Origin of the sequence: Ochrobactrum sp. AP1BH01-1, from assembly GCF_018066705.1 — a bacterium.
In the GTDB taxonomy this organism is placed as follows: Bacteria; Pseudomonadota; Alphaproteobacteria; order Rhizobiales; family Rhizobiaceae; genus Brucella.
In genome coordinates, this window is record NZ_JAGPOU010000001.1 from 885,124 (window position 1) to 911,758 (window position 26,635).

Here is a 26,635-nt window from a genome sequence, read left to right on the forward strand (position 1 = left end):
ATGTCCAATTTGAGCGGGGAATGTGCATTCATTCGGCACCCCCAAACACCTGCGCTGGCGTACCGAACAGATTGACCTCCACCCAGTCGGAGAAGCGCTGAAGGAAAGCCAAATCATTACCGGTGGCTTTATCGATCATCTGCTCAATAGCGTTCTTTGCGGGCTGAAACCGGTCGCCAGTTTCCTCACGAAACCAAGCCATGATTTCCGGGTTCCCAAGCGCCCAGCTCACGCAGCCAACAAACGCGCCGTACATGATCGGGTTATCGTCGTAGGACGTTTTCAAGTATTGCTGTTCACTCATAGCGTCGTCCTTTTCTCCAGCCATGCGCGATGAGCGCGACCCGGTGCGTGCTTGGATTTGGCGATGTGGCGCTTGACCCGATACAGCCACCACCAACCACGGATGCGCTTGAAAAGGCTCATGCAACCTTCCTCCGCTTCTTCGTGTTCTTGAACCAAATGACGGCGAGCGCCTTCCAGTGCGGTATCTTGTGCGAAATCGCGAGAAGCTTCGCCTCCGCATCGGCTTTGGGTCCGAGCGCGACGATTGCGGCGGTCAAATCTTCCGGCTCGAAACTGTCGGCGTAATCCGGAGCAGTCATCAGATGCTCAGCTGCGCGAATATGTGGCGTGCAGATCGGCGCCAGTTCAGCCTTTGCCAAAATTTCGAGAATTTTGCGGGCATTGATGGCCGTGTACTTTTTCACGACCGCTGTAACGGCGCTGATTGCCACCGTGTCGCCCGCTTCGTACTTCCCATTGTTCGCCAACAGGAGACGAACGCCTGCCCGATCACAGACCTGTTGAATGTCGAGCGCGTTTTCTTCTCCGGCGATCAATGCCGCTTGGTGAAGCTGAAGCTTCGTCACCTGCAGCCGGTCAGTGTTTTGGCCGATGAATGCCTTTGCCTGTGCCTCTATGTCGGAGGCCTCGACAATCATCACCGGGAGCGTCTTAATCCTCGGGTGGCTGGATGCTGCAATTGCGGTATGCTGACCGTCGAGAACCTTCAGGATGGTTCTCCCCTCATCATCCTCGGCATAAGTGCATACCGGTGGCTGGTACTTGCTCCAGTCCCAACCTTCAATCATTCGGCGGATCTGGCGCACACCCCGTTCGCTGACATCGCGCTGATATGCGCCGTCAACGTGAAGCGTTGAAGGATCTACGCTTTCGAAAATTGGCTGACCGGTCGCCGGCTCATTTGGCGACAACCCGTTCAGGCTGATTGCATAAATCGGGCGAAGCATGCTCATATGCTTTCCTTTCCAAGTGAGGCGTAACTGTCGGGAATGTCTCTGAAGCGTCGATCAGCGCCGATGAATTCAAGCTTGACCGAACCGGGCCTGCCACACATGGGCTGTCGCCTGATCTTCTTTGCGATCACATAGGTAACTTCCGCTTCGTAATCGCGATAAACGACCAAGCCAGCATCAGCTTTGTTTCGCCAATGAGCGCTACCGGCCAAATCATAAAGCCCGGGTACAGGCTCTTTCCCGCCGTCATTATTGGATTTCAGTTTGGTCGGGTGGATCACCATCCACACTGTGCATTCGTGATGCTTGGAGAAGCGCTTGCACTTCGAAATCAGCTGCGAAACGAATTCTGTTTCGGTCAATTTGTCAGGCCGCGAAGCTTCAAGCTCGTTATAGGGATCGATGACGATATTCTTGACGCCATAGCGAAGAACCGCCGCTCTCGCCCTTTCCAGCAACCAGTCTATCGAAGGAGTATGCTCGACCGCGCCCATCATGAAGAAATGCTGGCGCACCCACTCAAGTGCCGCTTTCACATCGGCTTCCGATAAGCGAGGATTTGGGCCGTCGAAAAAAGGACCTCTTGCCCATATCTCGCACAAATCCGCAATGTGATTGCTGTTCCCTGTCTCCGGCGAAAACATCGCCCATTTCTCCCCACGACTGCTCGCGGTTTGTACGGCGATCTGATCGAGCACGCGGGATTTCCCATGGTTCGGGATGCCCGTCACCGCGATAAACTGGCCGGGGATATACTTGAACGCTTTGTCCAGTTCGCCGAAGCCGGTCGAGAGCGGTAGCGGACCTCTGCCGTGGTAAAGGTCCATCACCTCGTCGTAAAAATCATCGACCGCGTGCAGTCCGTCAATCGGCCACGGTTCCGCCAGATGGACACATTCGCGAAGCACGTCCGCACCATGCTCGACCAAGCATTCGTCGGCGTCCTTCACTTGAACATCATTGAGGTTCGGCATGCGTACCCGGAAAGACCGGTCGCGCCCGACACGTTTGGCAATCTCCTGCGCCAGTGTTTCCCCCGGCGTGTCCATATCGCTGGCGATCAGGAACCGGCGAACCTTCATCAGCGCATCCCAATGGGTTCCGAACGGTTCGTATCGCTTGTCGCTTGTCTCTGGCCCAGACGGCGCGCCATTCGGCAACGAAACCACGTGTTTGAAGCCCGCTTCGATGAAGGCGAGAACGTCTATTTCGCCTTCGCAGATAATCAGGTCTTCGCCTTCGGCTATGCTGTCCGCGTTATAGAAAACTGGTTCCGGGTCTTTCTCCTGCCGGAATTCCTTCCTGACTGTGCGATACTTCACATTTCGGAGTTCGCCTTGCCAATCGTAAGGAAACGCGATGCAATCCTCTTCCTGATTGGTCTGCGGAAACCATGCACGGGTTTTGTATATCCCCATCCGAAGAACAGTTTCCGGGGATATGCCACGGTTCTTGAACCAAGCGAACAAGCTGTCAGGCCGTTGTGGGTCCTGAACCCGCTCCGGCTTTCGATAGGTACGCTTTTCTCGATGTGGCCGGTATCCTTCGCCACCGGTTGCCCCAGAGAAATCGCAATGGTGGCACTTCCACACAGCGCGACCATCCGCTTCAACCGTCACTGACAGGCACGGGTCATTTTTCTTGCGGCGTGAGGCTGAACACTGCGGGCAAACAACCTTGTGGCTACCCGGTCGGCTGTCGCGCAGCTGGATGCCATGCTGCGAGAGGGCGTCCTGAATATCGCTCATGATCAGCCTCGCCCGAACAGGAATGCGTGGGAGGGCTCACCATTCGCCTGCCGGTCACGGCTGCTTTCCGGCTCATCCGTCCAGCTTTTTGCATTGAGCCACGTCGCCGGGTGCGCGGTAAACTGCTTGTCCTTCCCGGCACGTTCCTTGGCATAGCGTTCAACGCCCGCCATGATTTCATCAAGCGAGGCTACCTTGCGGGCCGACCGGAACGCCTTTTCTGCCGCCCCTTTTGCTGCCTTGCGAGGATAGGCCTTCCAGAAGGTTTCTGAGAATTCCAAATCTATCTCCGCCATGCGCTTGTCGCGTGGCGTTTGACCGAGAGATTTATCTCTTACCTTCCTACTACCTCCTTCCTCCTTCATCTGCGGAGACTTTTCGGCAGTGGTGGGGTAGGGCTGGGTTAGGACTGGGCTAGGACTGCTAGAATTAGCAGCCTTGAAACATGCATATTCCTGTAGCTCTATGGGAAGGCTATACCTGTATGATGGGTTTTTCGGTCTCTGAAACTTGCCAAAATTCCTGACAATACCGAAGGACTTGCCTCCGACCTCGAACTGTCGAACGCAATCAAGCTCTACGAGCTCGGCCAAAACCTCGGAAAAATCGACATTGTCGGCAGGGAAAATCCGCGCCTTAAGAACAATCGGCTTCCACTCGAAAATTCCATGATCGTCGCACTCAGTCCACAGAATAGGCCATGCGGCTTTGCACGTCATGCTCATGGACATGTAGGACTCGTCTGATGTGAGGCCGGGATGAACGGACCTAATTCGCGCCATTTTTCCGCCCCCCTCTGAAATGGTGAAAATCTCGTATCACGCCCCAACACTCAGCCCCGCTATCGAAGCGGAAAATCAGATTGGCGGTTTCCAACTCTGCAAGCAGTGCGGACACATCAACGTCATCGGCGGGAAATATTTTTATTTTTATGGAAAGCGGCCTCCAAGAAAACGTTCCCCGGCCATCAGCAATAGAGCCAAGCCCGACAAACAGAAGTCGTGCAAATGCACTGACAGAAACAAAGTCTTCATCAGTAAAGATGGCGATAGGTATTGAACGAATACGAGCCACGGTTAGACCTCGCTCTGCATATGCGTTGAAAGGATGACCGCCCACCAAGCAGCTTGCTTTTCGGTGACGGTGAATTTTCTGCGCTTTCGCCGCGCCCAGATGACCAACGAGAGAACGAACTCGCGTTCCCTGTCGTTGAGCTCACAATGCTCGAGCAGATACGGGCCGACCCGGAGAATATCCTGATGCGAAACTGGCAGAGTGTCGCTCCGATCTTCATCAGCCCGGAACGCCGAAGAAAGGTCGTGCAGTGAAGCACCCGAGCTTTCCAGAACCCTGCGAATAGCCCGAACGGTTGCCACAACTTCGCCATCGTGCTCGCTGGCAAGGCGTGGTATCAGCTTTCCGAGCTTGGCAATGGTCGCAGGCTCCAGCGTCATCGCGACCTCGCGAGTGCCAAGCTAAGCTTCCCGGCCAAAATGTCCCAGTTGAGGTCCGCAATCTTCATCGGCTCAGCTGGATTGCGCATGAACGCAAGCTCATAGGCCTCGCGCATCATGGCGCGACCGGCAGCAGTGCGCGGAAATCTCGCTACGCTTGAAAGGAGCTTCTCGCGTGCATGCGCGTGCGTGAGAGGCGACCGGCTCAACCTTTCGACTCCTTTTTCAGAAGAAGCGGCCCGTATAGGGCGAGGTTAAGCAGCGCTTTTTTGGCAGCGCCGCGCTTCGGCGCTCCCTTTGTTTCCCAAAGCGATACCGTTCCCTGACACACGCCAATTATTCCGGCGAATTCAGTCTGGGAGAGGTTGAGGCTTTCGCGAAGTGATTTGACGTTGATTTCCTGAAGCATGCGCAAACTATGACTTTTCCATAGATTGCTGTCAATGAGTTATTAATAGATTTATATGATAAACTCACAGCATGATGGATTTACACGAACGATTAGCAACAGCGAGACGCCAGGCCGGTTACGCATCCGCAAGGGAAGCTGCCGATGCTCTGGGTATCGCATACCCAACATACGCGGGACACGAAAATGGAAGCTCTGGCTTCCGAGCCGACAAGGGCGAAATTTATGCCAAAAAGTTCAAAGTTCGCTTTGAATGGTTGATGCGCGGTACAGGGCCAATGGTTGACTTAGCATCAAAGTACCGCGAAATTCTTATAGCTTACGATAGCTTGCCTCCAGACCTTCAGGAGAGCTATGCCGATGTTTTGCGCAAGCTTGCAGCGCCCTACCAACAGCAAGAGCCTCATCAAGAACAGGCTCCGGCAAAAGCAAAATCATCTTCAGAGTAGCATCGCGCTCAACGATCTTACGCATATCCAACAGCGATAGTTCACCTGCAATACCGCGCAACCGAGCCAACGTTTCATCGCGATGCGATAATTTACGCTTCTCATATGTGATCATTCTGCGACCTCACCGCTAACACGATACTCCCTTACGTTGCGGCAGAATGACTCACCAACGTGAACAAAGCAAGAACCCTTTATCTCCATCACCGTTCTTCACATCCTCGCCGCTGAGCGAAATTATGCGCACACCATCGCAATATATGAGTTTATAATATTCATTGTTGACAGTTAGTATGAGTTTACCATAGTTTGATAGCTACCAGCACGAAGAAGCGCGCCGCGAGGGCGCGCCGATCTGCACGGTGCAATGAATGCTAAAGGGAGTTTTCTACAATGCGCTCTTTGATGAGTTTGTCCACGACGGGGGCCGGAGCTATCCCAATCAAAACATCCCTCAATTTCGGTATCGAGTCATCTGGCAAACGGTAGGCCTTGATCATCTTTTTACGAAGATCATTCAGGCGCTTATCATCGATAGCGGTAGCGGTCGCTGCCGACATGAGGCGACTATATTCAGACCTTTCCTCTTTCGTCAGGAGTTGGAAGCCAGCGTCATCAAATCGGTTACCGTTAATAAGTAGGTTATTAACAATGAGGTTCCAAAGTTTGCCTGATTTATCCAAAACCGCCGTAACAAAATAGTTGTGTTGATCAGACGCATTGGGAAGGGAACTCGCGTCCACCTCCCCGAATTTCAAATGCATCCAGTTCTCCCAGTCTATGAAAGCCCACGAACGAGAATTCCAATGGAGAACCAACATCCCAATATCGGAGCCGGGAAAGTAGTACGGAGCCGCAAGTGGAGGCGGATAAGCTTCCTCAAGCGTGGCGACAATCTCAGCGTTCATAGAGCGGTTATTCTTTTCCGCAGCGAGTTTTATGCGGTCGCGCATGCCGTCTGGAAGACGGAGGACGTATTTATCTTGAGGTTGTAGCGGCTCTTTTGTCATGAAGGCTATTAGCCATATTTTATTGCTTGACACAAGGATAGCTATTAGCCATGGTTAATAAGTGGCTAATAGCCATTCAATAGCGAGGAAGGAATGAGACAAGGACAAGACAAAGTGATTATACGCCTCCCTGACGGGATGCGGGATCAAATTCAGAAAGCGGCAAAGGAAAGCTGCAGAACAATGAATGCGGAAATTGTTTTCCACTTGAGGAATGCTCTCAAGCCTTCCCCACAAACGAAAACGGCAACCGAATAGGCTGGCAGGCCCGTTCAATCGCCGTTTTCAAAATCAGCAGCCGCTGGCAGGCGGCTCCGAAACGTCCAAACGCCATCGGAGGTATTATGGACAACCATTCATATAGCACCGGCTTGCCCGGAAATCCAGCCGTCCAGAATGGACAGATTGAGCGTTTGCGGTTCTCGCCGCTCGAATATCAGGGGAAGCGAGTTCTCACGACCGAACGGCTCGCCACCGCGTTTGAAACAGATGCTGACAACATCGCTATGAATTTCAGCCGCAACAAAGATCGTTTTGTTGAAGGCGTCCATTTCTTCAAGGTGACCGGCACGGAACTGAAAGAGATCAAGAACAGCCTAACTTTTAGCGGGTCTGTTGGGAAAAACGCACGCAGTCTGCTGCTTTGGACCGAACGGGGCGTAGCCCGTCATGCCAAAATCCTCGAAACGGATATAGCATGGGAAATTTATGAGAAGTTGGAAGACACGTACTTTTCGGTTCGCCAGCAACGCCAGATGACGCCCGCCGAAATGTTCCTGCACAGCGCCCAGACGATGTACGCCATCGAGCAACGGCAGGCGGCGCAGGCGGCAGCGATCCAGACCATCGGCGCACAAGTCGAACGTGTCGAGAAGGCCCAGACGGTAATGAGCAGCCGACCGGCGAACGCCGAGGCAATCACACATATCAGGAAGCGCATCAGCAAAATGCTCGGCCTATCGGCTGAAACTATCGATACGGTGCTACGGCAGTCGCCTTACACTCCGAAGCCCGCCGGTACGGTCAAAAACTCCCGTGAGGAGGCGGAAGGCTCTACCTATGTCGTGTACTGGCAGAAGGATATCACGGCGCTTTTCGACCGCTTTGCAAGCGAATGCGAACAAGTGACCGCGCAGTTTTTCACCCATCCGTTTGTTGACCGCAAATTCAGGATGACGCGCAAGGCCAAATAAGCCGACCAGCGACCGAATAGCAGCGAGCGCGATCAGCCGCGCTCCACCCTTTCTCAATTCTCTGGAGAAATCCAATGACGGAACAGAACATTCCGGCAAACGCCGAAGGCACGTCCAAAGAAATCCAAACGATCCGCGCATTCGAAGCTCTCGAAGCTGACGCTTACTACATGCAGGTTCTTGCCGATCTCGCCGCTGAAGTCTTCGACAATTTGCAACGTGATACCGATGCCGACAAGAACGGTTATATCGTCTATCGGCTCGGCAAAAATCAGGTGAAGCAACTGGACTTCCTGCTGAATGAGCAAGTGCGCCGTACCAACCAGCTTGATCAAACTATCCGCGCAGCCCGAAAGGAAACGCTGATCGTCGTGAAAGGCTCTGAAGCATGAGCACCGAACCCCGCCTGTTAGACGAACGAATTGCCCTTCTTAACGACCTTGAGCATGAAGCGCACATTGTTCGGGACCTTGTATGCCTGATCAGCGAACATCTGAACGAAGTGTATCGGGACGATGTAGCCCACCGGAGCAAAACGGATATCAACGTGGCAACCACATTGGCCATCGTCGCGCGCGACCGCATGGATGCTGCAGTCGCCCGAATGAACGCTACTTACGGCATTACGGAGGCTGCACAATGAATTCCCTGCCAGATATCATTGTTCCGGCAAAATCCCGCATGCCTATCGATCAGATGGAAATGGGTTTGGATTTGCTGCGCGTCGTTCACGCTGCTTTGCAGGACCATAGCTTTATCGATAGCGGAGTTCTGACCGCGCTGAGCGGCACAATGTTCACCGCATTCGAAATGCTGGAACCGGTGCGCGATGTTCTGAATAGAGCCAATCGCGATGAGCCGCCAAGCCAGCCCGCCCCCGGGAACCTTCTTGAAGTGATCGCCCAGTACCGCGAGGGGGACGCAGCTTTTCATGGATGGGAGGCGCGGGGCTACCCGAACGAAGAGGCAGCGATAGCAGCCACTTACGGGCCACCTGCGTTAAAGCTGGAAAACTGGGATAGGCCGCTGGAGAGCCTCGCGGAGGTTCGTGAAGCGTTGCGACTGGCTTTTAACCCCGATGACGCAATCATTAGCGATATGGTCAAAGAGCCACTTCGCGCCGCGCTGATCTATCTCGAAAAAATCACGGACTGGAATGACATTGGCCCGGAAGGAGACGCGGCATGAACCGGCGTTTTTTCCTCAAGCTTTTACCAGTTGCGAGCGCCGCTGCTGCGCTTCCTGCCGAAGCCTTCCGACGCCTGCCGACGCATACCGTCAACCAGTCGACAAATACAGTTCCAACCTATGATGATTGGCAAGGTGACGGATATTATGAGGTAAACGACTGTGGTCGTGTACGTGTGATGAGTGTTGTCCGGTGGAGTGCGTTCGATGATCCAGAAGACGGCCATTGCTACCGCTTCAACGCTCATCTTGGGTACGGCGACGACATTTCCTATCGATACGCTTCAGCAATGGACGCCGCAATTGTCCGCAAAGTCGGGGAGTTCTGATCATGGAAAACTTGGACCAGCGCCCTCGCCTTCGCCGGAAGGACGTTCCGGAATATCTGCGCACGAAACACGGGATAGACGTATCGTTAGCCACGCTTAACACAATGGCGACACGCGGCGGCGGGCCAGCCATGCAATACGATGGCCGACGCCCCCTATACCTGAAATCAGACTTGGACCAATGGGCGAATGATCGACTATCCAAGCCCGTCCGCTCAACATCCGAGCGTTAATCTTGTCCCGAAGTAGCCGGTTTGCCGTCAAGCAGATCGGCTATTTTTGCCGCCACTTGATCAGCTGCGGAAACCAGCGCCTTATCCGCTACGTGTGCATACCTCGCAGTCACACCCGGAACCGAATGCCCGAGCAACCCCGCAATCGTCAGTTCCGAATAGCCCATTTCGGCGGCGACCGAAGCGAATGTATGGCGCATCACGTGTAGGCTTACATCTTCGATTTTTGCCTTAGCGCAGAGCCTTTCAAGCACACGCGGCAACCCAACGAAATGCCCTTCTCCGCGCTCTGATGGGAAAACCCATCCGTTTTTACTTTCGATGCGAGAGATTGCATCAAAGGCTTTCTTGCCGATTGGTCGTATCTGTGCGCCTGTCTTAGTGTCCCCAAATCGTATCGAACCCTTCTCAGGATCGAGCCACTTTTCAGGCAATGCGAGGACTTCCATGCGGCGGCAACCCGACAGCATCAAAAAGCGTACTGCGGCCAACGCCACTTCGGACTCGTCGTCTGCCTCGCGCATCGCTTTGCCGAGCCGGGAAATTTCTTCGTTCGATAGAAAGCGATCCTTTTTCCCCGCCTTAGGCTTCTTCACACCGCGAACAACGTTCTCTGTCACCACAAGCCCATTCTTGGCGAACTCCAATACCGTGCCGAAAATGGTTATTGCTCGCGCCGCTGCTGCCTTTCCACCTGTGGTCACACCACCCCTTCCCTGACGTTCCTTTGCCGTCTTCCCAGCGACTATATCGGCTTGCAGCTTGATAATGTCCGCACGGGTCAGGCCCGCAACTGTACGATTGCCTATCAGCGGCTTTATATGGGTACGAAGCTGGCCTTCGTTGACGGAATATGTGTTCGGCTTCAGCCTGGGCTTGGCATCTTCAAGATACAGGTCGCACAACTCCCCTACCGTGATGGATTGTCGGAGCCGAGCCCTTTCCGCTGACGGATCGTTGCCCTTGAATACCTCGCCCATTTTTTCTCGAGCTAACTGGCGTGCTTCATCCGGCGTCAAAGTACCGACGCGACCAAGGACCATTTTTCGCTGTCGGCCTTCGGAATTGCGATACTTGATGATATAAGACCCTACGCCGGACGGCATCATGCGGACGCCGAAGCCTTTTAGCTCGCTGTCCCAAAGATACTGTTCGCCCGTTTCGGACGGCTCAAGAGTGTCTATTATACGCTTAGTCAGCTTTGGCAATTTGACCCCATCATTAACTTTCGCGGAACCACGGCGGAACCAACTGAAAGCAAATTCAAGCGAACCCTGTCAATCACCAGCAAAATTCAGCAAACGTTAAACCATTGATTTTGCTTATTTTAACAAGCGGAATAAAATTGTGACAAACTCGAACAAACGATATATTCTAAATTTCGTAATGATGGGGTCGCGTGTTCGAGTCACGCAAGCGGCACCAGTTTTATTAACAAAATCAAAGTATTATGATTTCACGACCATGTCGGCCTCCAGTCAGCCTGACGTAAATCGCCACCGAGTCGTGTAACCCGCAATATCATATGGCAGTGACCGGGATATTCCGGGATTAATTGGGATTTCGCGATATAGAACGGAAAACCCCGGAAAACCGCGGCTTTCGAGAAATCGGCGAAGCGCCCATCACAAAAATGCAGCGCAAGATCAAATGGCAGGGCGAGCCTTTGATATCAAATTTAAATTGACGGCCCGAACCACATTACACGTCCAGCAACATGCAGCTGCTCAACCTCCTCCCCCCCCCCGAAACTTCTTCGGCCGGATATCGCGGATTGGCACATATCAGCTGTAAAGAGCCATTTAAACGCCCGTGGACGCGCTTAACGAGAACCATATCCCCATAAACAATAAGGTAAATAGTGTTGTTTCTGATGCGATTGATTGAGGCGTCGACCAATAACACGTCACCGTCTCGGATCGTCTCCTCCATACTGTCGCCGCGTGCAGTCAAAATCCGTGCAAAAGCTGGATTGATATTACGGCTGCGCAGCCAAGTGGATTGGAACGCAAGATATTCCAAAGGGTTTTCACCGATCGTCACCCGCCCCGCTCCAGCAGAAGCCTGAACGTCGAACCGAGGTGTGAGTGTAAACTCTGATTTCGCTTCTAGTTCAGTAGCTTGGACCCTCTGCGGAAGCTGAGGTAGTTCGACAGTGCTCATTTCGCCTTCGCCATTGATGAGCCAGTCTAGCGCCACGCCTTTGAGCCTTAAACGCGGAAAATTCCAGTTCCCGTGGCCCAAATTCGAGCTGCACCTCAAAGCTGCTGAAATGTTTTCTTTGCCATGGTCCAAATTTGGGGTGCACCTCAGGATACGTCGGCCGTTAACATTCGGCAGATATCAGGGGAGAAAAACAGCGTTATACGCGGCAACTGACGCTCGCCAATAAGCACGCCCGCGTGAGTGCGTCAGCTGTGCCCCACGCACATACTTCTGGTAGCGGATACAAATTATTCAGGCGCTGACCGGCTTCAGAACTCTAAGCGCGCGTGGACGATAGCCGCAAGGGATGGCCGAAACGGAGTATTCCGAAGGATGCGCGTGAAATAGGTTCTTCATTGATTCAAATCAATGAAGAAAAGCGAAGCCAATATAATAGCACCTGAAACTCAACACTAAGTCGATAACAGTGTCAGTCCACGCACACGGGGAAGTCGGCCAGCGACACTGTTTTATTTCAGTGAAAACTAATGTACCATAACTAGATAAGAGAGCAGCAGTCCAAGAGATCCGGACGTTGAATGAGGATAACAATCACTTGGGCAAAATTTTGAAGTTAAGTTCAAGGAAGTGGGATTCTCTTCAAGAAAACCAGCTTCAAGTAGCATTTGTTGAGCTGTTCTCGACTGAGATAGGTTTTAATTAATTCGGTCGGAAGGCTGAATTTATTGAAAATTAAGCGCATCGAGCAAAGACCGCTGGGATAGTCTGAGCCTTCGGTATTTATTCGTTCGCGCAATAACATTGGATGAAGCATCTGTGGAGATGCGATCAACTTCATCTTGGGGAAGATTAACCATGATAGATTTGTCCGGTTCTCGCCTAGCGGGTTTTGTTACATATGTTGTCTTTAGCGTACTGTCCCTCACTGGGACGTCAGCAGCCGAGACTCTATGGATAAATTCTGGCTCAGGAAATTGGTCGGATAGTAATAATTGGGACCTTGGTTCCCCACCAAATGGTAATGGTGCAAGAATTGATAATGGAGGAACCGCAGTTGTTGGCAACGGACAGTCTTTTAGCCCGGGCAACATCACGATAGGCTCATCTGGAGGGGATGGGACAGTTCAAGTCAACAATGGTTCACTAGCGGCGGCAGCTGTCAACGTCGGCGTAGATAACGTGGGATCATTAGTCATAAGTGGTGGCAATGTATCGTCTAACACCATGTCGATCGGTATCGGCTCCTTGGGCAATGGAAATGTAACGATTGATAACAATGGACTACTTTCATCACAGCAATATCTAAACATAGGCGCGACAGGTATTGGCACACTGATACTGAACAGCGGGACGGTTCAAGCTGGTTATAATTGGTCAGTGCGGATCGGAGAGCAGTCTGGCTCTACGGGCAACGTCATTGTCAATGGGGGTATACTTCGCGGCAGCATTGGCGAAGATAACTTCGTGGTTGGTCGATCGGGCACAGGTACGCTCGAAGTGAATAATAATGGTATAGTTACCTCATCATGGATGTTCGTTGGCGGTGAGTATAGAAACACCCCTACGCCTACTTCACAAGGGGGACTGGGCAATATAACGCTTAATGATAACAGTAGACTTGAAAACACTGCTGGAATTGTCATCGGAGGCAAAGGGAGTACTGGCGCGATAACTATCAATGATAGTGCGCTCATGCAAACCGATCAGACGCTTTACCTCGGATATGAAGCATCTGGCAGTTTAACTATGAACGGGGGGCAGGTCGTCAGCAAGGGCTCGACGATTGTCGGGGTCAATGGGGGATCTTACGGCACACTGAGTATCAACAACCAAGGCATTGTCTCAAGCGGCTCCGGTACAATCGCATCAGCGGCGGGCTCCGTTGGCTTAGTGTCAGTCATTGGTAGCGGATCGGCTTGGAATGCTGCCAATCTGGCGATAGGACTTCGCGGTACAGGCTCGCTTGAGATTATCCAGGGCGGCAGCGTGACGAATAACGCGGGCATGATTGGATACGGCGCAAATAGCATAGGCGTGGTTACAGTCAGCGGTAACGGTTCGACTTGGACGAATACTGGAAGCTTGACAGTCGGCGAAGGTGGATCGGGGACGTTGACGATTTCTGATCAAGGAGCGGTCAAGACGGGGTCCATCAGTTTGGCTTCGCTTGCTGGATCAGTTGGCACGCTTAATATCGGCGCGGGTGGCCTTGCAGGTGTTCTTGAAACGCCTTCGATTTCTGGTCTTTCAGGACAGGCCATAATTAATTTTGATCATATTGATAGCATCAGCTTTGCGCCACAAATGACCGGTGAACTTGCCGTGAACCATATTAATGCCGGGACAACTACCCTTGCCGCGTCGAATGACTACAATGGCGTCACCACTATTAGAAGTGGCATATTGAAAGCGGGGGCAGAGAATACATTTAGTCCTAATTCCCAGCATATTGTTGCAGATGGCGGGACGCTTGATTTGAATGGCTTTAATCAAACTGTCGCCGATTTAACAAATGGAGGAGCGGTAAGAATAAATGGTGCACCTGGGACCATATTGAATGTGGCAGGGTCTTATGTTGGAGATGGCGGGAGAATAGATATTAATACTATTCTAGATGCCGACAGCTCCGCAACGGATAAGCTGGTTGTGGCTGGCGATACGGCCGGTAACACCAACGTCCGTGTGACCAATATCGGTGGAACTGGTGCACAGACGACCGAAGGCATCGAGGTCATCTCTGTCGGTGGTATCTCGAACGGGGTATTCACGCTATTAGGGGATTACACAACGCTGGACAATAAGGCAGCAGTTATCGCTGGAGCTTACGCCTATACGCTGGAAAAGAATGGCGTTAGTACCCCGACTGACGGCAACTGGTATCTGCGCTCGCAGATGAAGCCTGTCGAACCAGAACCAGACACTGATCCGGAGCCAGAACCGCAACCGGAACCCGGCCCCGACGCCCCCCGCTATCAGGCCGGTGCGCCTGTTTACGAGACCTACCCGCAGTCTCTCCTCGCATTGAACGGTGTTTCCACGCTGCAGCAGCGCGTCGGAAACCGCGTTTGGGCTGGCAATGGAAACAAGGTGATTGTCCAAGGGGCCGATGCGATCGAAACGCCTTATGCCGCTCCCGAAGAAGCCGGCGTTCATATTGAGGGTAATGGTATCTGGGGACGCGTGGAAGGGGCGCATAATCACATTGAGACCGGCCGCTCAACAACCGATGTCGATTATGACCAGAATATCTTCAAATTGCAGGCCGGCGTTGACGGCATGTTCATGGAGAATGAAAGCGGGAAGCTGATCGGCGGCGTGAGCGTCCATTATGCGCACGGCCTTACCAAAACTGCCTCGATTTACGACACCTCGGTCGGCGGCGGCCGGATCAGTACAGAAGGCTACGGCCTTGGTGGATCACTTACCTGGTATGGCGAGAGCGGATTCTACGTCGATGCGCAGGCACAAGCTACCTGGTACAACAGCGATCTGAGCTTTTCTGGAGGTAATCAGTCTCTGGTGGATGGCAACGACGGATTTGGCTACGCATTTTCCATCGAAAGCGGCAAACGCTTTGCTCTTGATCCGGCATGGTCGCTCACACCGCAAGCGCAACTAGTCTATTCCAGCGTCGACTTCGATGATTTCCGTGAAGATATGACCGGCACTGCGATCCATCTCAGCAAGGGCGACAGCCTGCAAGGTCGAATTGGCCTCACGCTGGATCATGAAAGTTCGTGGCAGAATGCCAACGGCATGCTGAACCGGGCACATGTATATGGCATCGCCAACCTTTACTACGAGTTCCTTGAAGGCACACGGGTCGAAGTTGCTGACGTGAGCTTTGCTAATCGTAACGATCGCGCATGGGGCGGTATCGGCTTGGGCGGATCTTACAACTGGAACGACGACAAGTATTCCATTTACGGTGAAGGTCTGATCAACACCAGCCTCAACAACTTTGCCGACAGCTATTCGCTGAAAGGGAATGTTGGATTCCGCGTGAAGTTTTGATCATAGTTGCAAGTAAAGACTCCCGGTATCGGACAGATGCCGGGAGTATCTTGTTATCAGGCCGCCAATGGCGATGGATGACAATTCTGCGATAGCCAGAATTCAGATATCCAGTCAATGCTTGGATATTTCTCATGACAGCAATCGCGCCACGAGATATTGCCGACACACTACCCGCCAGCTACAAGCGCATATGATTTCATTTCGTTGGTGGGTTGCTGCCCTCATCTTTATGTCAATGTATTGGCCGATTACCGTGATGGCGACCGCGGCTATAGTTATGGCGTCATTTCTCGGAACTAAGAGTGCGGAATGGCGCGCTGTCTGGAGTGCGCTTGCAATCCTGATCGTGGCGCCGGTCATCTGGTTCTACACGCTTACACAAGAAAAACCCGCCGAAGCGGGGGTTTTTGGGCTCATTCAGTCGTCTGATTGTTTTCACAAAGGCGAAATTAGTCCGGCGACTTCAGGGGATATCAATGTTTACAGGCCTGACGGGGCGAATGTCTTAGAGTCCTTTTGAAAAAGGTCTTCAATGAGCAATTCGCCTGATGAGTAGGGCTCCGAGAGCAATGTGGATCATGGCTTCGGAGACGTCGATGCGTTGCTCGTAGTCACGTACGAGACGTCGCCATCGCACCAGCCATCCAAAGGTTCTTTCCACCACCCATCTGCGCGGTAGAACATGGAAACCCTGTGCGCCTTCGATACGGCGTACAACTTCAATAACGAAGTCGAGAAAAGCTGCCTTGTCCATCAGCCTGGCTCGATCATATGCGCCGTCGGCAAACAGGTGCTTCACCCACGGCCAGCGCTTTCTGATCGCATCAAGAATAGCCTGCGCTCCTGCACTGTCGGAAATATCGGCGGTGGTCAGGTTGACCATAAGCAACCGTCCGTCCGTATCCACAGCGATATGGCGCTTACGGCCGACGATTTTCTTATTCGCATCAAAACCACGGTTTGTGGCGGCGGGAGCCTTGACTGATTGACTATCGATGACTGCGGCAGTTGGGCTGGCCTCGCGCCCGGCTTGTTCACGGTCAATCATCACAGCCATGTTGTGAAGCGTGACGAACAGGAAGCGCCGCATCAGAGCTCGGAACCACCAATAAACCGTTTGCCAGGGCGGAAAATCCTTCGGCAGCATCTCCCAACCACAACCCGACCGCACCAGATAACGAAGTGCATTGACGACTTCACGCAGATCAGTCTTGCGGGGGCGTCCGCGCCGCCCGGCCGTTGGCATCAAGGGTTCAATCAGCAACCACTCGGCATCAGTCAAGTCCGTCGGGTAGCGCTTCTGCTTCTTGCGAATATCGGCCATCCGGCCACGGCTCTCTCGTGTCCACATCAAAAGCTTGAATCACAACCAACAGCACCAATCAACCTTTTTCAAAAGGGCTCTTAAATGAAATCCTAGAATAGACTTTTGGCATGTTCTTTTGAACCATGGCCCGATATGCGCTTTCAGACGGGTATGAAACCAGGAACCCTCGCCCGCTGAAGTTCGCCTTAAAGTCCAAGGTTCCGGCGTCCACGAGTTCGCCCGAACCGATGGTTATGGTATTTGCACCTGCCACCGCAATATCTGTCCCATCGGAAAGACGAGGCGGATTGACATAACCAGAATCGCAGTTAAGGGCGGTCACGATATACTTTCCTGGCTTTATGGGTTCGAACTTGATTCTGTAACCTTCGTCGCGAGGATCTTTAGCGGAATATCCTTTGAAGAGCCGGAACCCCGAACCAGTGTTGACACGCACTGTCTCGAACTGCTGTTTTCCATCTACTCGTCTCAATGCAACAGAACCGCACTCGGCCGGATTACCTAACAAATTTTTGCCAACCATAGCTCGAAATGCGATTGCAGCGCCTTTTTCTTTCAAAAACTTGTCGGCTTCTTGCTCGGTCTTATTGCTTAGTTTGACTTGTTTCTCGGCGGACGGCGTCCCGCACGCTGTTAATGTCAAAACAACGCAAGCTGCAACGATAAATCGCATTCAAATCTCTCCCGGTACATTCCTGAGGTTGAGTACATACTGCGATTCCAAGATTCCTCAACTAATACTTAAGAGAGACTTGATGCCGACGTCACAACCGGCGATTAAAGCGAAACTTGATTCTACGATGAGGCAACACTCATGAAGAAGAGATTTCGGGGGCAGGATTACATTCTGTCGCACGTAATTGGATATTCGATTGATGCAATTGCCACCTATTTGATGTGCTGGTATTTCGTTAAGAACGGGAACGTCCTCGGAACGGCAGCGCTGTTTTTTCTTTTCTATCTAGCATTCGGCCAATTGAATAAGTTCTATTCTGGCCTAAAGCATGTCCTTTGCTATGTTCTTCTCGGGCGAAGAAAGGAAGAAACGGAGCGATTGAAATCTCAGTTTGAAAGCCACGGCATTGAACCCGTGACTCTGAAAAATAATGAAGTAGATAGTTTTTTGATTTCCTCGGCCGAGGCTGGCAAATACTTAGATAACAAAGAGGCAAGCTCAATACTCGCTTCGCAGTGGCTGAAAAACCAAGTTCTCGAACTCGGATGCCCACCAATGGAAGCGTGGGTTCATCGTGATATGATCAGGAGAGCGCTTGAGCCGGACAAGCAGTAGTAAGCTTCGAAGACCAGTATGATCCGCGAGGTCTGCTTCCTTATGCCTGGCGCAATCTTTGCGGATAAGTAGTTTGACATTCCCCGCGCATAGCTGCGAAGCTTCCTGACACCCAGATAACCCCGCAGCCTCCAACCGCATTAGTCCTTGAGACGCCCGAACACGATTTCGATCCGGTTGCGCCGTTGGCAGTGGCGCTTTTCGTACTTGACGGCCAACGCCGGGATTTCCGACCCCGAATGCAGGGCGTGATCAAGGGGCTCCATCTAGGGAACGGGGTAGATTAATTGACCCTTTTAAAAAATCTTAGCTACTTATAGCAATAAGTAACTGATCCGGCTTGTTTAGCTTCGAGTATATTATATTACTATTCTTAAATGATTCTCTGCTTCCTGCTCAGGATGCTTCGCGACAGAGGGGCTATCGATTGCGTACTGATCATGTGGAAATACTTGTTGCCATCCCGAGCCTTGGCGCGCGGATTTGCAATATGCGCAAGAAAGCTTTGCTGAACTCCATTTGCTTCCATCCTGTGACCGTGGCCGCTGCGATGACGGCAATGCTGCCCTCTGTAGAGGCGATAGCGCAATGCACGCCATCAGCGCCAGCGGCAGTCAGTATTTCTTCCGGCAGTTGTTCGGATCCCGCTCTTACCGCGCGCGAAAGTGCCGGTGCTGCACCGGTGGTCGACGTTTCCGGTACCGGGAATTATACTGGCACTTCCGTCGAGCTGACAGCAAACGGCAGCGGTTACGGCGTACGTGCAAGCGGTAGCGGGACGATCAATCTGGTTGGCACCTCTGCGGTTGATGCTAAGGTCATTACGAACGGCGCAGGCGGTCATGGCCTCTACGCTGAGGACGGCGGAGTGATCGCAGGCAGCAATACAACCATCACCACATATGACACTGGCGCCTATGGAATCAGTGCTATTGGAGCTGACAGCAGCGTCACGCTGACCGATAGCAAGGTCTACACGATGCAAGACAACGCGCACGGTGCCTATGCAGCCAGCGGCGGGACCATCACACTAACCCGCACCGACCTCATGCTTGGGGGCGCGACCGCCTCCGCAGTGTTCGCTGATGTCGGAGGAACCATTACTCTCAATGATCTGAATACGTATAGCTACGGCGACAATGCCCCAAGCGCAGTGGCCTCCGGTGCCAACAGTAAGCTTATCCTCAATAACAGTTACCTGAACGGGTATGGAAGCGGCGGCGCGGCGCTGTTCGCAACAGACGCGGGAACAGTCACCGTGGACGGAGGCGCTATAGCATCCGGCGATTATTATGGCGGTACAATCAACGCGAACGCGCCTGGCATGCTTGCTCGAGGTGTCGGCAGCAGCATAGTCGTCCGCAATGGTGCCAGCACTGCCACCTACGGCGCAAACAGCCAAGGCATATGGGCAGATGCCGGAGGCAGTATTGATTACGCTGGTTACGGCATATTCACCTATCAACCCAATTCCGCCGGAGCGATGGCAAGCGGCACAGACAGCAACGTCATTCTGACCAACACCATAATCCGGACGACCGGTCCTTCCAGCACAGGTCTGCTTGTCGCCGATGCCGGCTGGGTCACCGTAACCGGAACTGAGGTCACAACGGGTTACACCGTGACGGGAGGTAATCCGCCAGCCCTCCAGTTTCCGGTGGCTGAGGTGGGCCTTGAGAGCCATGGCGCGGATGTGATCGGGACGGACAGCAAACTGCAAGCTCAGGATACTAACATAACCACCAGGGGCGATGGCAGCATTGGAGTTCGCACCAGCCAGGGCGCCACAGCCTTGATCATGGGCGGCGCCATAACAACCAAGGGTGGCGAAAGCGCCGTAGCCGGCGGCGCTGACGGCGTTCGTTCGACCGACACTGGCAGCATCGTCGCCTTGACCGGCACAAAAGTCGCCACGGAAAACAGTAACGCCATCGGCATGCACGCGATGGCGGGCGGTACGATCACCGCCACGGGTGCAACCATTTCCACCATTGGCAGTGCTGCTCATGGCCTTGCAGCCGTCAATGGCGGCACACTCACCGCATCCGGCACCACAGTCGCGGTAAACGGCTCCGGATCTGCGGGCATCTACCTTGCCGGCGGTGCGCCGAGTAATGTGTCCTTCACCGGCGGCAGTCTCAGCACCGCCAATGGCGCGATTATCCTGGCCGAGGGCGGCATCGGTACCATCTCAATCAATGGTAACACAGCCATCAATCCTGCTCAGGTGAACGGACAACTCTTGCTGGCCAAGGTGACAGAGGATACCGCCGGTGCGACCAGCAACCTCACGCTCAACATTGATGGCATATCGTCGCTTACCGGTGACGTCGTCGTTGATCCTTCAACCCTCGCCTATAATCTTAGCAACAGCCAGTGGACTGGCAGTCTTATGCTGATCGGCCCCGGCAATACCGTCAACGCTAGTCTCACCGCGTCACGATGGACAGGCGACCTGCTAGCCGATACTGGCAACGCTGCGAATTTGTCGTTGGCGCAGGGCAGCCTTTGGACCGGCTTGGCGCGAAACGCGACAAATATCACGATCGATGCTAGCAGCACCTGGAACGTCACAGACGACTCCAACGCAACCGGTGCGATTGTGAATGCCGGTCTGATCCAGTTCCTGCCCCAGATAAACGCCTACAGCACGCTGACCGCTGGCAGCTATACCGGTAATGTCGGCAGCCGTATCGGCTTCAACACCTATCTGGGCGCGGACAACTCGCCGAGCAATCTATTGGTGATCAATGCCGCTCAGGCCAGCGGCACAACATCGGTGCTCGTCAACAATACCGGCGGTCCGGGAGAACAAACCGTCGCCGATGGCATCATGCTGGTGCAGGTGACAAATGGCGGCACCACCACGACCGACGCCTTCACGCTTGGACAGCGTGTGGCTGCGGGCGCTTATGAATACCAGCTTTTCCGCGGTGGCAGCACGGCCCCAAACGATTGGTTCCTCCGTTCTCATACTGTCGATATGCCAACGAGTCCCACGACAGAGGGATCAGACATCCCGCTTTATCGTCCAGAAGTTGCGCTCTATGCGCCAATCCCTGCGATTGCACGGCAGATGGGCCTTGCGACATTGGGCACGTTGCATGAGCGCGTCGGGGAGGAAGAAAACCTGCGAGGAGTACCGGAGTCGCGGACTTCTGTGAATGGTGCCTGGGGACGAGCGTTCGCAGAGCACCTTAGCAATCGATGGGGCGGTTCGGTCGATGCCAGCGTGAGGGGGGATCTGACTGGGTTCCAGACTGGTCTCGATATCCTGCGGCGGACAACGGATAGCGGCCATCGAGATCACGCCGGACTATATTTCGCTTACTCGGACTACAATTCAAGCTCGGTGCGTGGCTTCGCGCAAGGCATACAAAATCTCGCGGTGGGCGAACTGACGCTGAAAGGTCCATCGGTTGGTGCTTACTGGACACATTTCGGTCCGACTGGCTGGTATCTTGATGCGGTGGTTCAGGGAAGCTGGTACGATGCGGATGCGACATCGCTTTATGACGCCGGACTTTCTACGAAAGCGACTGGATATACTGCATCGCTTGAAGCAGGCTACCCCATCCACTTTGGGGAGGATGATCGCTGGCTGATCGAACCGCAGGCGCAACTCGTCTATCAGGGCGTGTCAGTGGACAGATCCCATGACCATTATTCTGATGTGAATTGGGATGCGGATAAAGCCTGGACGGGAAGGCTCGGTGCGCGGCTACAATATAAACGGCGCGACGAGCGTGGAACATTGTGGCAGCCCTACGCGCGGTTCAATCTCTGGCACTCCTTCTCAGGCAATGACACTTTGTTCTTCGGGCCGGCCTCACCCGCGATTGAAAACAGCTTCGGTGATACAGCATTCGAGGTCGGCGGTGGCATAACTGCCCGCTTGAAGGAGAATGTGAGCCTATATGGCCAAGCCAGCTACCGCTGGTCGCCAGATAGCGGGCGTGATCACCAAACAGCAACCGCGGGCACCTTCGGCGTCCGCTTCGATTGGTGATTAGCGCATCCATGCTATAAACCAAATCAAAACGTGGCCCCGATTGCCAGTCAGAAAATGCAGTTGCGTTTTCTTTCCCTGGTGGCAACTTGAGACGCCCAAGCTCCGTGCGTGAATGGATGAGTGCTTCCCTTCCTTATACATGGAAAGGATTGTGACCATAATCTTCTCTCCAAGTGAGGAGCTTGCGGCCTATGCCGAACTTTTTACAACCTCGCACCGTAATTCCTCCTCCCTGACCATCAAGCGCGCGCAAATAGCACAGCAAGATAGAAAAGCGCTTAGTAAGGGCAACGACAAAGCCGCGATCCTATACGCCAGTTCACTTTCCGTCGGGCTTCCACTTGATTACCTACCGATAGATGCCTGTATGGATCTCTCCGTTCAAACCACACCACGCGCGATACATGCCGGGACTGTTGAACGGCAGGCTGACATTGCCCTTGCGGTCCACCGCAACAAGACCGCCAGAACCGCCGATTTCGCCAAGTTCACGGACAACGGCGCCCGCCGCTTCGTCCAACGACTGCCCCGCCCAGCGCATCCGCGCATCAATTTCATGGCCCACGGCCCAGCGAATGAAATATTCTCCGTGTCCTGTGGCTGAAAGCGCGACTGTCTGGTCATCCGCCCAGGTTCCCGCCCCTATGACCGGGCTGTCACCCACGCGTCCCGGTGTCTTGGCCGTCATACCGCCGGTAGAGGTAGCGGCAGCCAGATGTCCGAAGCTATCCAATGCCACAGCGCCTACCGTGCCGTGCTTGCGGGCCGGATCGCCGTCATCGGCAGCACCGCTGCTCCGCCGTGCCATTTCATCATGCAGCGCCTTGCGACGCGGTTCGGTTGAAAACCATTCCGGAGCCATCATTTCCAGACCGGCTGCTTCGCAAAAACGCTTTGCTCCTTCGCCCGCCAAAAATACATGTTCGGTCTGTTCCATGACAGCACGTGCCGCCAGTACAGGGTTGCGCGGTCCGCAAATTCCAGAAATGGCTCCGCAGGCACGTGTTGCGCCATCCATGATGGCGGCATCCATTTCATGCGTTTCATCGGTCGTGAAAACCGCTCCGCGACCGGCGTTGAAGAGAGGGTTTTCTTCCAGAGCAATGACCGATGCCGTCACGGCATCTAGTGCCCTGCCACCACGGCGCAGTATATCCAGCCCAGCTTGCAGGCATTCACGCAAACCAGCGTGATAGGCCGCTTCCTTCTCCGGCGTCATATTAGCCTTGAGAATGGTTCCAGCACCGCCGTGCAATGCGATTACGGGTACAAATTCGGTCATCTCTGATAACTCGTTGTGGAAGATTAACTAACGCTGTGCAGATCGGGATGAGAAACCCGGCGGCTCGGGCCGCCGGGTTCTGTCTATTCTATTTCGGCTTGACATCCATAGCCAAAGTATCTTCGTCGGAGCGCGGTGTGTAAGAAATCTTGTCCTTCTTCACGCCCCATGCCGACAAATTGACGGCAAGCGGCAAATCCGGCCTGTCCGTCGAAACGAGCAGATTGGCTTTTTCAAGAAGAGTCCCCCGCTTGGCCTCGTCCATTTCACTACCGGCGTCCTCAATCAACTTGTCCATTTCCGGGTTCGAGTATCCACGAGTATTGAAAGCACCCAGCGATTTTTCCGGGTCATTGGTATGCATCAATGAGGAGAGCATATAGTTGGATTCACCCGTCAGCGTCCCCCAGGATGCCATGTAGAGCGAATATTCTCCACGCGTCTTCGCCGGATTGAACACTGCAGCTGGAACGCCACTGACATCGACCTGAACATTGATCGTGGCCAGCAACTGGGCGATCGTCGGCCCTAGTTCCATCGGCATACGGTCATTGGCATAATTCAACGACACCTTGAAACCGTCAGGATAACCGGCATCTGCCATCAGCTTACCAGCCTTCTCAACTTCATATGCAACCGGGGCAATATCCTTGTTGTAACCAAAAATATTGGAAGCCACCATCTGCGTCGGAACGGATCCCATGCCTTCCAGCGCGACTTCCGTAATTGTCTGGCGATCAAGAGCCAGATCGAAAGCCTCACGCACGCGTGGGTCAAGAAACGGGTTTTTGTCCAGTTTCTTTCCGGCCTTATCCCAGACCATTGGCGTTTCCTTGCGGAAATCGAACTCCAGATAGGGAATATAGACGGACTCGTCCTTTACGATCTCCAGCTTGGGATCGGATTCCAGCGCCGCGAGGTCGGTCGAGGGCACTTTGGATATCAGGTCGACCTGTCCGGCCTTCAGCTGAGCTACACGTGCAGCGTCATTGGGAATTTCCTTGCGCACGACGTGATCCCAAGGCTGAGCGCCGCCCCAATATCCATCGAATTTCTCCAGAACCAGATCTTGCGTTGGGGCCCATTTGACGAACTTGTAAGGGCCGGTGCCGATTGTCGCCTTGCCCGAATTGAAGCCGTCAGCAGCCGTTTCCTTGGTCGAGTACTCTGCCGCAGCCTTATGGGAAACAATAAATAGACGCACGAAATCATTCGGCAAGGTCGGCGCTGGATCAACCGTGGTCACACGGACAGTCAGCGGATCAACTACCTCCACGCCCTTCACCCGGCGGACATAAATGGTGGAAGGATTTGGCCCGGTGACATTGGGAATGCGTTCAATCGAGAACTTGACGTCCTCGGCAGTGAAATCCGAACCATCATGGAATTTCACACCTTCACGCAGTTTGAACTCCCATGTCGTTTCATTGACAGGTTGCCAGCTCACAGCCAGTGATGGTTCCACTTCCAGCTTGTTGCCCGATTTCAAAAGCGTGTCGAAGACATGCTTGGTTGCTTCGGCATTCGCGGAAGTTGCCGTGAAATGCGGGTCCATCGAGGCTGGTCCGGATTTCGTCGCAATGACGAGATCGGCGGCCATTGCAGACAGTGGCATCATTAGCGTTGATGCCAGCAAGGCAGTGTTCAATATCGAACGAATGGTCATCTTATTCCCCTTTTTCTCATTGGCATGATCATTAGTAAAATCCACGACCGGCGAAATGCCGCCATCAGCCGAGGATGAGCTTTCTCAGTTGTCTTCGCCTTCGATCGGTTCAAGATCGGCAGCGAGTTGCTGCGGCCAGTTTTCGGAAGCCACCACCAGCTTGGTCAGAATTTCGGACAGGTTCAAACGTTCGGCGGGTGACAGACATTCGAGCATGATCCGCTCGTGATCCATCATCCTGCCCTCGACAGCTTCTACGGCGGAGCGCCCTTTCTCCGTCAGTCTTAATGCAACGCGGCGCTGATCACTGGGATCGAGATCGCGGCTGATCATGCCCAGCGTGTCCAGTTTGTTCACGGCACGGCTCAGGGTATTTTTTGGAAAGCCGGATGAGCGGACCACCTCGGTCAACGTCAGCTCGTCGCTCAGATAAAGCGACCAGAGCACAACGAATTCAGGCCGCAGCAGACCAAGCTGCTGCTGGATGAACCCGTAGACAGGGTTGTTGAACCGCAATGCCAGGTAGTTCAATCGGAAGGAAAGCCAGCACGGATTTCGCCAAAGCTTGGGATACAGCGGATCACCGTCGGAAAGGCTCGACAGCCCCGGCTCTTCCCGCCCGGCGCGCCCTTCGTACAGGGCCGTACGCAATAGATCGTCCATCGGCAAAACCTCGTAGATTTTCCAATTAGTACTATTTGGAACGATATTTAAAAATATTCTTGCGTCAACTCTATTTTTTTGTTCCTAATGGAACCGAATTAAAGATTGCGAAATGTGAGGACGCCGTCGCACCACCATCCTCGCGAGGGGTAAGTGCGCTCTGGTTGCCAATCGGAAAATTGCAGGAGACGAAAATGCGCATTCAGGACATGCATTGGTCACAGGTCGAAGCACGTGTGAAGGAAGATGACCGCTGCGTCATTCCCATCGGCTCTGTCGAACAACACGCCTATCTGAGCCTCGCGACGGATATGATCCTGGCCGAGCGCGTTGCAGTCGAAGCAGCGGAACCGACGGGTGTTCCGGTTTTCCCTTGCCTGCCTTACGGAATGGCATCCGGCTTTGCTGATTTTCCGGGAACGGTTACGCTGACCTTGCGCACTTACATCAATGTAATCGAAGACATTCTCAACAGCGTCTACCATGCAGGCTTCCGCCGTATTCTGATTGTTAACGGCCATGGGGGCAATTCGCCGATCAATCCTCTCCTGTCGGAATGGATGAACGGTCATCGAGACACTTCCGTCAAGCTTCACGACTGGTGGCGCGCGCCGAAAACCATGGCGAAAGTGCTGGAGATCGACCCCGCCGCCAGCCACGCCAGTTGGATGGAGAATTTTCCATGGACCCGTCTGGAAGGCGCGCCAATCCCTAATTTCCAGAAAGAACGCATCGATTTTGCCGCTTCCGCACGTGTCGATGCAGGCAGAAAACGCGAACGCATCGCCGAAGGCAACTATCACGGCGTCTTCCAAAGGCCTGATCAGGATATGATGGAAATCTGGAAGGTCGGTGTTGAGGAAACGCGCCGTGAGATCGAGCATGATTGGCATTAATCCGCCAGTCCCGTTTTCCTCATTCCTCATAAACCGTGCCCGA

At 53.6% G+C, this 26,635-nt stretch carries 28 protein-coding genes and 1 pseudogene; 12 read left to right on the plus strand and 17 right to left on the minus strand.

Annotated features, from left to right (window positions below; genetic code table 11):
* Positions 1-28: 28 nt before the first annotated feature.
* The 8 genes from J9800_RS04155 to J9800_RS04185 all read right to left on the minus strand — a co-directional run bounded on the left by J9800_RS04155 (position 29) and on the right by J9800_RS04185 (position 4,870).
* The gene (locus J9800_RS04155) at positions 29-304 is read right to left on the minus strand and encodes a hypothetical protein (protein ID WP_210845587.1); all 276 of its coding nucleotides are present in this window, start codon (positions 302-304) and stop codon (positions 29-31) included.
* On the minus strand, positions 301-426 hold the full coding sequence (locus J9800_RS22015; protein ID WP_286191497.1) for a hypothetical protein: 126 nt from the start codon (positions 424-426) through the stop codon (positions 301-303). The genes J9800_RS04155 and J9800_RS22015 overlap by 4 nt, the downstream gene beginning before the upstream one ends.
* Positions 423-1,259 carry a ParB N-terminal domain-containing protein gene (locus J9800_RS04160; RefSeq protein ID WP_210845589.1) on the minus strand — a complete coding sequence of 279 codons (837 nt, stop codon included), beginning with the start codon at positions 1,257-1,259 and terminating at the stop codon, positions 423-425. The genes J9800_RS22015 and J9800_RS04160 overlap by 4 nt, the downstream gene beginning before the upstream one ends.
* On the minus strand, positions 1,256-3,007 hold the full coding sequence (locus J9800_RS04165; protein ID WP_210845592.1) for a bifunctional DNA primase/helicase: 1,752 nt from the start codon (positions 3,005-3,007) through the stop codon (positions 1,256-1,258). The genes J9800_RS04160 and J9800_RS04165 overlap by 4 nt, the downstream gene beginning before the upstream one ends.
* Positions 3,008-3,009: 2 nt before the next feature.
* Entirely contained in the window at positions 3,010-3,738 is a 729-nt protein-coding gene (locus J9800_RS04170; protein WP_210845594.1) for an LvrA C-terminal domain-related protein, read from the minus strand.
* Between the two features lie 37 nt (positions 3,739-3,775).
* Positions 3,776-4,081, minus strand: coding sequence for a hypothetical protein (locus J9800_RS04175; protein WP_210845596.1), 306 nt, complete (start codon positions 4,079-4,081; stop codon positions 3,776-3,778).
* Between the two features lie 2 nt (positions 4,082-4,083).
* Positions 4,084-4,461 carry a hypothetical protein gene (locus J9800_RS04180; RefSeq protein ID WP_210845598.1) on the minus strand — a complete coding sequence of 126 codons (378 nt, stop codon included), beginning with the start codon at positions 4,459-4,461 and terminating at the stop codon, positions 4,084-4,086.
* 205 nt (positions 4,462-4,666) lie between these two features.
* A complete protein-coding gene (locus J9800_RS04185; RefSeq protein WP_210845599.1) occupies positions 4,667-4,870 on the minus strand; it encodes a helix-turn-helix domain-containing protein in 204 nt (67 codons plus the stop codon).
* Between the two features lie 71 nt (positions 4,871-4,941).
* On the opposite strand from J9800_RS04185, the gene J9800_RS04190 reads away from it, so the two are divergent.
* Positions 4,942-5,319, plus strand: a complete 378-nt coding sequence (locus tag J9800_RS04190) for a helix-turn-helix domain-containing protein (protein WP_210845600.1) — start codon at positions 4,942-4,944, stop codon at positions 5,317-5,319.
* A 374-nt stretch (positions 5,320-5,693) separates the two neighbouring features.
* Here J9800_RS04190 and J9800_RS04195 read toward each other — a convergent pair whose 3' ends face one another.
* Positions 5,694-6,329, minus strand: coding sequence for an Arc family DNA-binding protein (locus J9800_RS04195; protein ID WP_210845601.1), 636 nt, complete (start codon positions 6,327-6,329; stop codon positions 5,694-5,696).
* Between the two features lie 93 nt (positions 6,330-6,422).
* Here J9800_RS04195 and J9800_RS04200 point away from each other — a divergent pair, with 93 nt between their 5' ends.
* The 6 genes from J9800_RS04200 (at position 6,423) to J9800_RS04225 (ending at position 9,039) form a co-directional block, all read left to right on the plus strand.
* Complete coding sequence (locus J9800_RS04200; protein ID WP_210845602.1) at positions 6,423-6,587, plus strand: Arc family DNA-binding protein; 165 nt, start codon at positions 6,423-6,425, stop codon at positions 6,585-6,587.
* A 155-nt stretch (positions 6,588-6,742) separates the two neighbouring features.
* Positions 6,743-7,522: an ORF6N domain-containing protein gene (locus J9800_RS04205; protein WP_210845603.1), complete on the plus strand. Its 780-nt coding sequence runs from the start codon at positions 6,743-6,745 to the stop codon at positions 7,520-7,522.
* A 74-nt stretch (positions 7,523-7,596) separates the two neighbouring features.
* Positions 7,597-7,914 (plus strand): hypothetical protein, encoded by a 318-nt coding sequence (locus J9800_RS04210; protein WP_210845604.1) that lies wholly within the window; start codon positions 7,597-7,599, stop codon positions 7,912-7,914.
* Entirely contained in the window at positions 7,911-8,165 is a 255-nt protein-coding gene (locus J9800_RS04215; protein WP_210845606.1) for a hypothetical protein, read from the plus strand. The genes J9800_RS04210 and J9800_RS04215 overlap by 4 nt, the downstream gene beginning before the upstream one ends.
* On the plus strand, positions 8,162-8,710 hold the full coding sequence (locus J9800_RS04220; RefSeq protein WP_210845608.1) for a hypothetical protein: 549 nt from the start codon (positions 8,162-8,164) through the stop codon (positions 8,708-8,710). Before J9800_RS04215 ends, J9800_RS04220 begins: the two co-directional genes overlap by 4 nt.
* Positions 8,707-9,039 carry a hypothetical protein gene (locus J9800_RS04225; protein ID WP_210845610.1) on the plus strand — a complete coding sequence of 111 codons (333 nt, stop codon included), beginning with the start codon at positions 8,707-8,709 and terminating at the stop codon, positions 9,037-9,039. Before J9800_RS04220 ends, J9800_RS04225 begins: the two co-directional genes overlap by 4 nt.
* Before the next feature lie 229 nt (positions 9,040-9,268).
* Here J9800_RS04225 and J9800_RS04230 read toward each other — a convergent pair whose 3' ends face one another.
* Both J9800_RS04230 and J9800_RS22020 read right to left on the minus strand, forming a co-directional pair.
* On the minus strand, positions 9,269-10,480 hold the full coding sequence (locus J9800_RS04230) for a site-specific integrase (RefSeq protein ID WP_210845612.1): 1,212 nt from the start codon (positions 10,478-10,480) through the stop codon (positions 9,269-9,271).
* A gap of 493 nt (positions 10,481-10,973) precedes the next feature.
* On the minus strand, positions 10,974-11,567 hold the full coding sequence (locus J9800_RS22020) for a S24 family peptidase (protein WP_286191500.1): 594 nt from the start codon (positions 11,565-11,567) through the stop codon (positions 10,974-10,976).
* 726 nt (positions 11,568-12,293) lie between these two features.
* Between J9800_RS22020 and J9800_RS04240 the strand changes: the two genes are divergently transcribed.
* A complete protein-coding gene (locus J9800_RS04240) occupies positions 12,294-15,452 on the plus strand; it encodes an autotransporter family protein (protein WP_286191501.1) in 3,159 nt (1,052 codons plus the stop codon).
* A gap of 67 nt (positions 15,453-15,519) precedes the next feature.
* A complete protein-coding gene (locus tag J9800_RS04245) occupies positions 15,520-15,975 on the plus strand; it encodes a hypothetical protein (protein WP_210845615.1) in 456 nt (151 codons plus the stop codon).
* Between the two features lie 9 nt (positions 15,976-15,984).
* On the opposite strand, the gene J9800_RS04250 is transcribed toward J9800_RS04245, so the two are convergent.
* Both J9800_RS04250 and J9800_RS04255 read right to left on the minus strand, forming a co-directional pair.
* Positions 15,985-16,806 (minus strand): IS5 family transposase, encoded by an 822-nt coding sequence (locus J9800_RS04250; RefSeq protein WP_104757563.1) that lies wholly within the window; start codon positions 16,804-16,806, stop codon positions 15,985-15,987.
* Positions 16,807-16,837: 31 nt separating this feature from the next.
* The gene (locus J9800_RS04255; protein ID WP_210845616.1) at positions 16,838-17,455 is read right to left on the minus strand and encodes a hypothetical protein; all 618 of its coding nucleotides are present in this window, start codon (positions 17,453-17,455) and stop codon (positions 16,838-16,840) included.
* Between the two features lie 141 nt (positions 17,456-17,596).
* Between J9800_RS04255 and J9800_RS04260 the strand changes: the two genes are divergently transcribed.
* Positions 17,597-18,073 carry a hypothetical protein gene (locus tag J9800_RS04260; protein WP_114214662.1) on the plus strand — a complete coding sequence of 159 codons (477 nt, stop codon included), beginning with the start codon at positions 17,597-17,599 and terminating at the stop codon, positions 18,071-18,073.
* A 143-nt stretch (positions 18,074-18,216) separates the two neighbouring features.
* Here the strand turns inward: J9800_RS04260 and J9800_RS04265 are convergent.
* Positions 18,217-18,326, minus strand: a pseudogene (locus J9800_RS04265) (IS5/IS1182 family transposase); the annotation flags it as partial.
* Between the two features lie 237 nt (positions 18,327-18,563).
* Between J9800_RS04265 and J9800_RS04270 the strand changes: the two are divergent.
* Positions 18,564-22,082 (plus strand): autotransporter outer membrane beta-barrel domain-containing protein, encoded by a 3,519-nt coding sequence (locus tag J9800_RS04270; RefSeq protein ID WP_114214661.1) that lies wholly within the window; start codon positions 18,564-18,566, stop codon positions 22,080-22,082.
* 352 nt (positions 22,083-22,434) lie between these two features.
* On the opposite strand, the gene J9800_RS04275 is transcribed toward J9800_RS04270, so the two are convergent.
* From J9800_RS04275 to J9800_RS04285, 3 genes are all read right to left on the minus strand, one after another.
* Positions 22,435-23,367: an isoaspartyl peptidase/L-asparaginase family protein gene (locus J9800_RS04275; RefSeq protein WP_210845618.1), complete on the minus strand. Its 933-nt coding sequence runs from the start codon at positions 23,365-23,367 to the stop codon at positions 22,435-22,437.
* 88 nt (positions 23,368-23,455) lie between these two features.
* Positions 23,456-25,033 carry an ABC transporter substrate-binding protein gene (locus J9800_RS04280; protein ID WP_114217081.1) on the minus strand — a complete coding sequence of 526 codons (1,578 nt, stop codon included), beginning with the start codon at positions 25,031-25,033 and terminating at the stop codon, positions 23,456-23,458.
* An 84-nt stretch (positions 25,034-25,117) separates the two neighbouring features.
* Positions 25,118-25,696 (minus strand): MarR family winged helix-turn-helix transcriptional regulator, encoded by a 579-nt coding sequence (locus J9800_RS04285; RefSeq protein ID WP_112590225.1) that lies wholly within the window; start codon positions 25,694-25,696, stop codon positions 25,118-25,120.
* A gap of 194 nt (positions 25,697-25,890) precedes the next feature.
* Here J9800_RS04285 and J9800_RS04290 point away from each other — a divergent pair, with 194 nt between their 5' ends.
* Entirely contained in the window at positions 25,891-26,592 is a 702-nt protein-coding gene (locus tag J9800_RS04290) for a creatininase family protein (RefSeq protein ID WP_114217080.1), read from the plus strand.
* Positions 26,593-26,635 lie beyond the last annotated feature (43 nt).

Excerpts from the sequence above, each read along its gene's own strand:
- J9800_RS04260 (WP_114214662.1), top strand. The coding sequence starts at position 17,597 with ATGAAGAAGAGATTTCGGGGGCAGGATTACATTCTGTCGCACGTAATT.
- J9800_RS04250 (WP_104757563.1), bottom strand. The coding sequence starts at position 16,806 with ATGTGGACACGAGAGAGCCGTGGCCGGATGGCCGATATTCGCAAGAAG.
- J9800_RS04275 (WP_210845618.1), bottom strand. The coding sequence starts at position 23,367 with ATGACCGAATTTGTACCCGTAATCGCATTGCACGGCGGTGCTGGAACC.
- J9800_RS04195 (WP_210845601.1), bottom strand. The coding sequence starts at position 6,329 with ATGACAAAAGAGCCGCTACAACCTCAAGATAAATACGTCCTCCGTCTT.
- J9800_RS04190 (WP_210845600.1), top strand. The coding sequence starts at position 4,942 with ATGATGGATTTACACGAACGATTAGCAACAGCGAGACGCCAGGCCGGT.
- J9800_RS04180 (WP_210845598.1), bottom strand. The coding sequence starts at position 4,461 with ATGACGCTGGAGCCTGCGACCATTGCCAAGCTCGGAAAGCTGATACCA.
- J9800_RS04285 (WP_112590225.1), bottom strand. The coding sequence starts at position 25,696 with ATGGACGATCTATTGCGTACGGCCCTGTACGAAGGGCGCGCCGGGCGG.
- J9800_RS04210 (WP_210845604.1), top strand. The coding sequence starts at position 7,597 with ATGACGGAACAGAACATTCCGGCAAACGCCGAAGGCACGTCCAAAGAA.
- J9800_RS04215 (WP_210845606.1), top strand. The coding sequence starts at position 7,911 with ATGAGCACCGAACCCCGCCTGTTAGACGAACGAATTGCCCTTCTTAAC.
- J9800_RS04155 (WP_210845587.1), bottom strand. The coding sequence starts at position 304 with ATGAGTGAACAGCAATACTTGAAAACGTCCTACGACGATAACCCGATC.
- J9800_RS04160 (WP_210845589.1), bottom strand. The coding sequence starts at position 1,259 with ATGAGCATGCTTCGCCCGATTTATGCAATCAGCCTGAACGGGTTGTCG.
- J9800_RS04290 (WP_114217080.1), top strand. The coding sequence starts at position 25,891 with ATGCGCATTCAGGACATGCATTGGTCACAGGTCGAAGCACGTGTGAAG.
- J9800_RS04200 (WP_210845602.1), top strand. The coding sequence starts at position 6,423 with ATGAGACAAGGACAAGACAAAGTGATTATACGCCTCCCTGACGGGATG.
- J9800_RS22015 (WP_286191497.1), bottom strand. The coding sequence starts at position 426 with ATGAGCCTTTTCAAGCGCATCCGTGGTTGGTGGTGGCTGTATCGGGTC.
- J9800_RS04165 (WP_210845592.1), bottom strand. The coding sequence starts at position 3,007 with ATGAGCGATATTCAGGACGCCCTCTCGCAGCATGGCATCCAGCTGCGC.
- J9800_RS04225 (WP_210845610.1), top strand. The coding sequence starts at position 8,707 with ATGAACCGGCGTTTTTTCCTCAAGCTTTTACCAGTTGCGAGCGCCGCT.
- J9800_RS04185 (WP_210845599.1), bottom strand. The coding sequence starts at position 4,870 with ATGCTTCAGGAAATCAACGTCAAATCACTTCGCGAAAGCCTCAACCTC.
- J9800_RS04280 (WP_114217081.1), bottom strand. The coding sequence starts at position 25,033 with ATGACCATTCGTTCGATATTGAACACTGCCTTGCTGGCATCAACGCTA.
- J9800_RS04240 (WP_286191501.1), top strand. The coding sequence starts at position 12,294 with ATGATAGATTTGTCCGGTTCTCGCCTAGCGGGTTTTGTTACATATGTT.
- J9800_RS04255 (WP_210845616.1), bottom strand. The coding sequence starts at position 17,455 with ATGCGATTTATCGTTGCAGCTTGCGTTGTTTTGACATTAACAGCGTGC.
- J9800_RS04170 (WP_210845594.1), bottom strand. The coding sequence starts at position 3,738 with ATGTCCATGAGCATGACGTGCAAAGCCGCATGGCCTATTCTGTGGACT.
- J9800_RS04270 (WP_114214661.1), top strand. The coding sequence starts at position 18,564 with ATGCGCAAGAAAGCTTTGCTGAACTCCATTTGCTTCCATCCTGTGACC.
- J9800_RS04245 (WP_210845615.1), top strand. The coding sequence starts at position 15,520 with ATGGCGATGGATGACAATTCTGCGATAGCCAGAATTCAGATATCCAGT.
- J9800_RS04220 (WP_210845608.1), top strand. The coding sequence starts at position 8,162 with ATGAATTCCCTGCCAGATATCATTGTTCCGGCAAAATCCCGCATGCCT.